A 4,866-nucleotide genomic window follows, 5' to 3' on the forward strand; every position below is an offset into this window, starting at 1 on the left:
GAGCCGGAGCCTGCCGAGCCGCAAGGCGAGGCCATTCCTCTCGACATCCTTTACGAGGACGACGAGCTGATCGTCGTCAACAAGCCGGCGGGGCTGGTTGTGCATCCCGGCGCCGGCAACTGGACCGGCACACTGGTCAACGCGCTGATCCATCATTGCGGCGACAGTCTTTCCGGCATCGGCGGCGTCAGGCGACCGGGCATCGTCCACCGGCTGGACAAGGAAACCAGCGGCGTCATGGTGGTGGCCAAGACCGACCGCGCCCACAAGGCACTGTCTGAGGCCTTCGCCGATCATGGCCGGACGGGCGACCTCGAACGCGCCTATCTGGCGCTGGTCTGGGGCATTCCGCAGCGGCCGACCGGCACCGTCGAGGCCGCGCTCGGCCGCGCCGCCGATCGGGTACGGCGCGCGGTGGTTCCCGAAGACCGGGACGACGCCCGGCATGCCGTTACCCATTTCACCGTCGTCGAGCGTTTCGGCGGGCGGCAGAAGGAATTCACCACCGCAAGTCTGATCGAATGCCGCCTCGAGACCGGCCGGACGCACCAGATCAGGGTGCATATGGCGCATATCGGTCATCCCGTGGTCGGCGATCCGGAGTACGGCCAGGCCTTCCGCACGAAGGCCAACCGGCTGCCGGAACCGCTGAAAGGCGAGGTCAAGGCATTTTCCAGACAGGCGCTCCATGCCTGGCTCCTTGAATTCCGACACCCGACTTCCCATCTACCGATGCGGTTCGAGGCGCCGATGCCGAGGGACATGGAGGAACTTGTCGGCGGCTTTCGAATGCTCTGAACTGCCATCAAGACGCTTCAAACCAGCCATCAAAAAACCTGACTGGCGTTGTTCACTTCAGCGTGACACACTGTTTCGTGTTGAACAAATGCCTGTCCTTTCTGGTTTTGTTCCTATATACAGCAGTTGCCGCGAGTGAGCCGATTGGCATTCGCGTCACATGCCCGCCGCGTTACGGGGGCATCACTCCAATAGAGAGGGGGCGCTATCATGGCCCAGTCACTACCCAGTATCGTTTCCGGTGAAGGCGGTCTCGCCCGCTACCTGGAAGAAATCCGTCGCTTTCCGATGCTTCAGCCCCAGGAAGAGTACATGCTCGCCAAGCGTTATGCCGAGCATCAGGACACTTCCGCCGCGCACAAGCTCGTCACCAGCCATTTGCGGCTCGTCGCCAAGATCGCCATGGGCTATCGCGGCTACGGCCTGCCGATCGGCGAGGTGATCTCGGAAGGCAATGTCGGCCTCATGCAGGCTGTCAAGAAATTCGAACCGGAGCGCGGCTTCCGGCTCGCCACCTACGCTATGTGGTGGATCAAGGCCTCGATCCAGGAATACATCCTGCGCTCGTGGAGCCTGGTCAAGATGGGCACCACCGCCAACCAGAAGCGCCTGTTCTTCAACCTGCGCAAGGTGAAGGGCCGGATCCAGGCGCTCGACGACGGCGACCTCAAGCCCGACCAGATTGCCGAGATCGCCACGCGTCTCAACGTTTCCGAGGCCGAAGTGGTGTCGATGAACCGTCGCCTGTCGGGCGACGCTTCGCTCAACGCCCCGATCAGGGCGAGCGAAGGTGAGTCCGGTGAATGGCAGGACTGGCTGGTCGACGATCACGAAAGCCAGGAAGAGATGCTGATCGAGCAGGACGAGCTGGAAAACCGGCGCTCGATGCTGTCGGGCGCGCTGTCGGTGCTCAACGACCGCGAGCGGCGCATCTTCGAGGCGCGTCGTCTGGCCGAAGAGCCGCTGACGCTGGAAGAGCTGTCGGCCGAGTTCGACATCAGCCGCGAGCGCGTGCGCCAGATCGAGGTGCGCGCCTTCGAGAAGGTGCAGGACGCGGTCAAGGCCGCGGCCAAGCGTCAAAATCAGGCGCTGCGCACCATCGAAGCGCAGCCGGCGGCGTAAAAGCTCGAGGCATTACGCAAAGACAAAACGGCGGCGCCGGGATCTGGCGCCGCCGTTTTTATTTGGCCCTACAACGCCCGCGATTGGCGAAAGCTGTGGTTCGCCCCTTTCTCCCCGTCACTATACGGGGAGAAATGTCCGGCAGGACAATAAGGGGCAGCGCCGAGATTACGAGCTTATCACGTCAGGACAACGTCCGTTGACGCGGTAATCACCGAACGCCGCGCCACCCCTCATCCGCCTTTCGGGCACCTTCTCCCCGTGGAACGGGGAAGAAGGAAAGCTCACGCTGTCGGCTGCTTGGTCTTGCGCAGATACGGCAACACCGTCTCGTAGGCGCCGAAGCGCTTGATCGCGTCCTCGTTGGAGACGGCGGCGGTGATGATCACGTCCTCGCCCTGCTTCCAGTTTGCCGGCGTCGCCACCTGGTGCTTGGCCGTCAGCTGGATGGAATCGATGACGCGCAGGATCTCATCGAAGTTGCGGCCGGTGGTCATCGGATAGGTCAGCACCAGCTTGATCTTCTTGTCCGGGCCGATGACGTAGACCGAGCGCACCGTGGCGTTGTCGGCCGGCGTGCGCCCTTCAGAGCTCTCGCCGGCGCCCGCCGGCAGCATCTCGTAAAGCTTGGCGACGGCGAGATCCTTGTCGCCGATCAGCGGATAGTTCACCGTCTGGCCGGTAGCTGTCTTAATGTCGGCCTGCCATTTGTCGTGGCTCGACACCGGATCGACGGAAATGCCGATGATCTTGACGTTTCGCTTTTTGAATTCGCCCTCGAGCCCGGCCATCGTGCCGAGCTCGGTCGTGCAAACCGGCGTGAAGTTCTTCGGATGGCTGAAGAGCACTGCCCAGCCGTCACCGATCCATTGATGGAAATTGATCGTCCCTTGCGTAGTCTCGGCCGTGAAATCCGGCGCGATATCGTTGATACGAAGGCTCATCGCGTGCTCCCTACCCTGTGACATGGCGCCGGCCTGGGCTAACCCCATCGGCGCGTGTCAGCTTCTATACCGCCGGAAGGAACGGTTCAAAAGGCTTGTGTCTGCAAGCGTGATCGGAACGATGGAAAAATTTCTGCTTTTCCTGGAAAAGACGCCAGAATTTCCATAGCGGACGCAGGGGATTGGCGGCTTAAGCCTTCTTCACCGCCAGCGTCGTCGCAAGGTCTTCCATGCGCTGCGCAAGTGCCGCGAGCGCGGTCGTCAGCACGCTGTCGCTCTTGTCGGCCTTGGTCAGCGCCTCGTCGCGCGTCTTGCGCAGCGTCAGCACCTCGCTCTCCATGCCCTTGACCCGCTTGTTGAGCTCCGAAAGCTCATCCATCACCATGATGCCGGCCATGACGGTCAGCCGCTGGTCGCCGATCTCGCCGAACGAATCCTTCAAATGCATGACATACCGGTCGAAGCGCTCGGCGAGGTCGATCAGATGCTCTTCTTGGCCCTCGTCGCAAGCCATCCGGTACTGCTTGCCGTCGATGGAAACGGTGACCTGTGCCATTGGCTTACCTGTCCAGTACCGCGCGAATGGTTTCCATGGCGGTCACCAGCCGGCGCGACACTTCCTTGTTGGCATCTTCCAGCCGTTCGGCGCGGGCCTCGGAATTGTCGAGCTCCTGCGCCAGCCGCGAGCGGTCGGCGTTCATGCGCTGCACCTCGGCCTCGGCCTCGGAATAGTCGCGCTCATGCTCGAGCCGCGCCGCCACGGCGTTTTCCAGTCCCTCCATGGCTTTGCCGAGCCTGGCGATGACTTCCTTGAGGGTCGTTTCCCCGGTCATGGCCTTCGTCCTATGCCCTGCCCGTCACCGAATCGCTCACGTTCAGAACGCGTTATCTCGGAAAGATTAGGCGCCGGGTGAAGCGCGCGTCAATAAAGCTCTCGCGACTGTCCCCCGCTAACGCTAATGTAGCGTCGCCGCCGCCTTCACAAGGCCGGCAAAAAAGCACCGATTTGTTGACTCAAAGGCCGCGCCTGCTATGTGTCGCGCACCCTTTCCACGGGCTCTCCCAAGGCTCCAACCCCTATTCCGGAGGAAGCATGACCTCGCGTGAACAACATGATCGGATGGCCAATGCGATCCGTTTTCTTTCCATGGACGCCGTCGAGAAGGCCAATTCCGGCCACCCCGGCCTGCCCATGGGCTGCGCCGACATCGCTACGGTGCTGTTCACCCGCTTCCTGAAATTCGACGCCAAGGCCCCGCACTGGGCAGACCGCGACCGTTTCATCCTGTCGGCCGGCCACGGCTCGATGCTGCTCTATTCGCTCCTGTACCTCACCGGCTACGAGGACATGACGATCGACCAGATCAAGAATTTCCGCCAACTCGGATCTAGGACCGCCGGCCATCCCGAATACGGCCATGCCGCCGGCATCGAGACCACCACCGGTCCGCTCGGCCAGGGCCTCGCCAACTCGGTCGGCTTCGCGCTCGGCGAGCGCATCATGAATGCCGCCTTCGGCAACGACCTTGTCGACCACTACACCTATGTGCTGGCCGGTGACGGCTGCTTGATGGAAGGCGTCTCCCAGGAAGCCATCGCGCTCGCGGGCCATCTCAAGCTCAACAAGCTGATCGTCTTCTGGGACAACAACAACATCTCGATCGACGGCCCGGTCTCGCTCGCCGACAACACCGACCAGGTCGCCCGCTTCCAGGCCAGCGGCTGGAACGCCAGCCACATCGACGGCACCGATCCGGAAGCCATCGCCTATGCCATCGAAGCCGCCCGCCATTCCGACAAGCCGACGATGATCGCCTGCAAGACGACCATCGGCTTCGGCGCCCCGACCAAGGCCGGCACCAACAAGGCGCATGGCTCGCCGCTCGGCGCCGACGAAATCGCCGGCGCCCGCAAATTCTTCAACTGGGAATCGCCGCCCTTCGAGATTCCGGCCGACATCCTCGACGCCTGGCGCGGCGTCGGCACCGCCGGCGCCAAGGCG

6 protein-coding genes are annotated in these 4,866 nt (G+C 62.7%); 3 read left to right on the forward strand and 3 right to left on the reverse strand.

Annotated features, from left to right (window positions below):
* Together EOA75_RS28715 and rpoH are read left to right on the forward strand one after the other, a co-directional pair.
* Window positions 1–798 (forward strand): RluA family pseudouridine synthase (locus tag EOA75_RS28715; protein WP_164747619.1); only part of this gene is annotated, 798 nt, incomplete at its 5' end.
* 210 nt (window positions 799–1,008) lie between these two features.
* Window positions 1,009–1,920, forward strand: a complete 912-nt coding sequence (gene rpoH / locus EOA75_RS28720; protein WP_067002056.1) for an RNA polymerase sigma factor RpoH — start codon at window positions 1,009–1,011, stop codon at window positions 1,918–1,920.
* A 284-nt stretch (window positions 1,921–2,204) separates the two neighbouring features.
* On the opposite strand, the gene EOA75_RS28725 is transcribed toward rpoH, so the two are convergent.
* The 3 genes from EOA75_RS28725 to EOA75_RS28735 form a co-directional block, all read right to left on the reverse strand.
* Window positions 2,205–2,864, reverse strand: a complete 660-nt coding sequence (locus tag EOA75_RS28725; protein WP_095778154.1) for a peroxiredoxin — start codon at window positions 2,862–2,864, stop codon at window positions 2,205–2,207.
* Window positions 2,865–3,054: 190 nt separating this feature from the next.
* Window positions 3,055–3,420, reverse strand: a complete 366-nt coding sequence (locus tag EOA75_RS28730; RefSeq protein WP_067002048.1) for a cell division protein ZapA — start codon at window positions 3,418–3,420, stop codon at window positions 3,055–3,057.
* A 4-nt stretch (window positions 3,421–3,424) separates the two neighbouring features.
* On the reverse strand, window positions 3,425–3,697 hold the full coding sequence (locus EOA75_RS28735) for a DUF4164 domain-containing protein (RefSeq protein ID WP_040973690.1): 273 nt from the start codon (window positions 3,695–3,697) through the stop codon (window positions 3,425–3,427).
* A 260-nt stretch (window positions 3,698–3,957) separates the two neighbouring features.
* Between EOA75_RS28735 and EOA75_RS28740 the strand changes: the two genes are divergently transcribed.
* Window positions 3,958–4,866: thiamine pyrophosphate-dependent enzyme (locus tag EOA75_RS28740; RefSeq protein ID WP_245466767.1), on the forward strand; the 909-nt coding region annotated here is incomplete at its 3' end.

This window comes from Mesorhizobium sp. M1A.F.Ca.IN.022.07.1.1, from assembly GCF_003997575.1.
Lineage (GTDB): Bacteria > Pseudomonadota > Alphaproteobacteria > Rhizobiales > Rhizobiaceae > Mesorhizobium.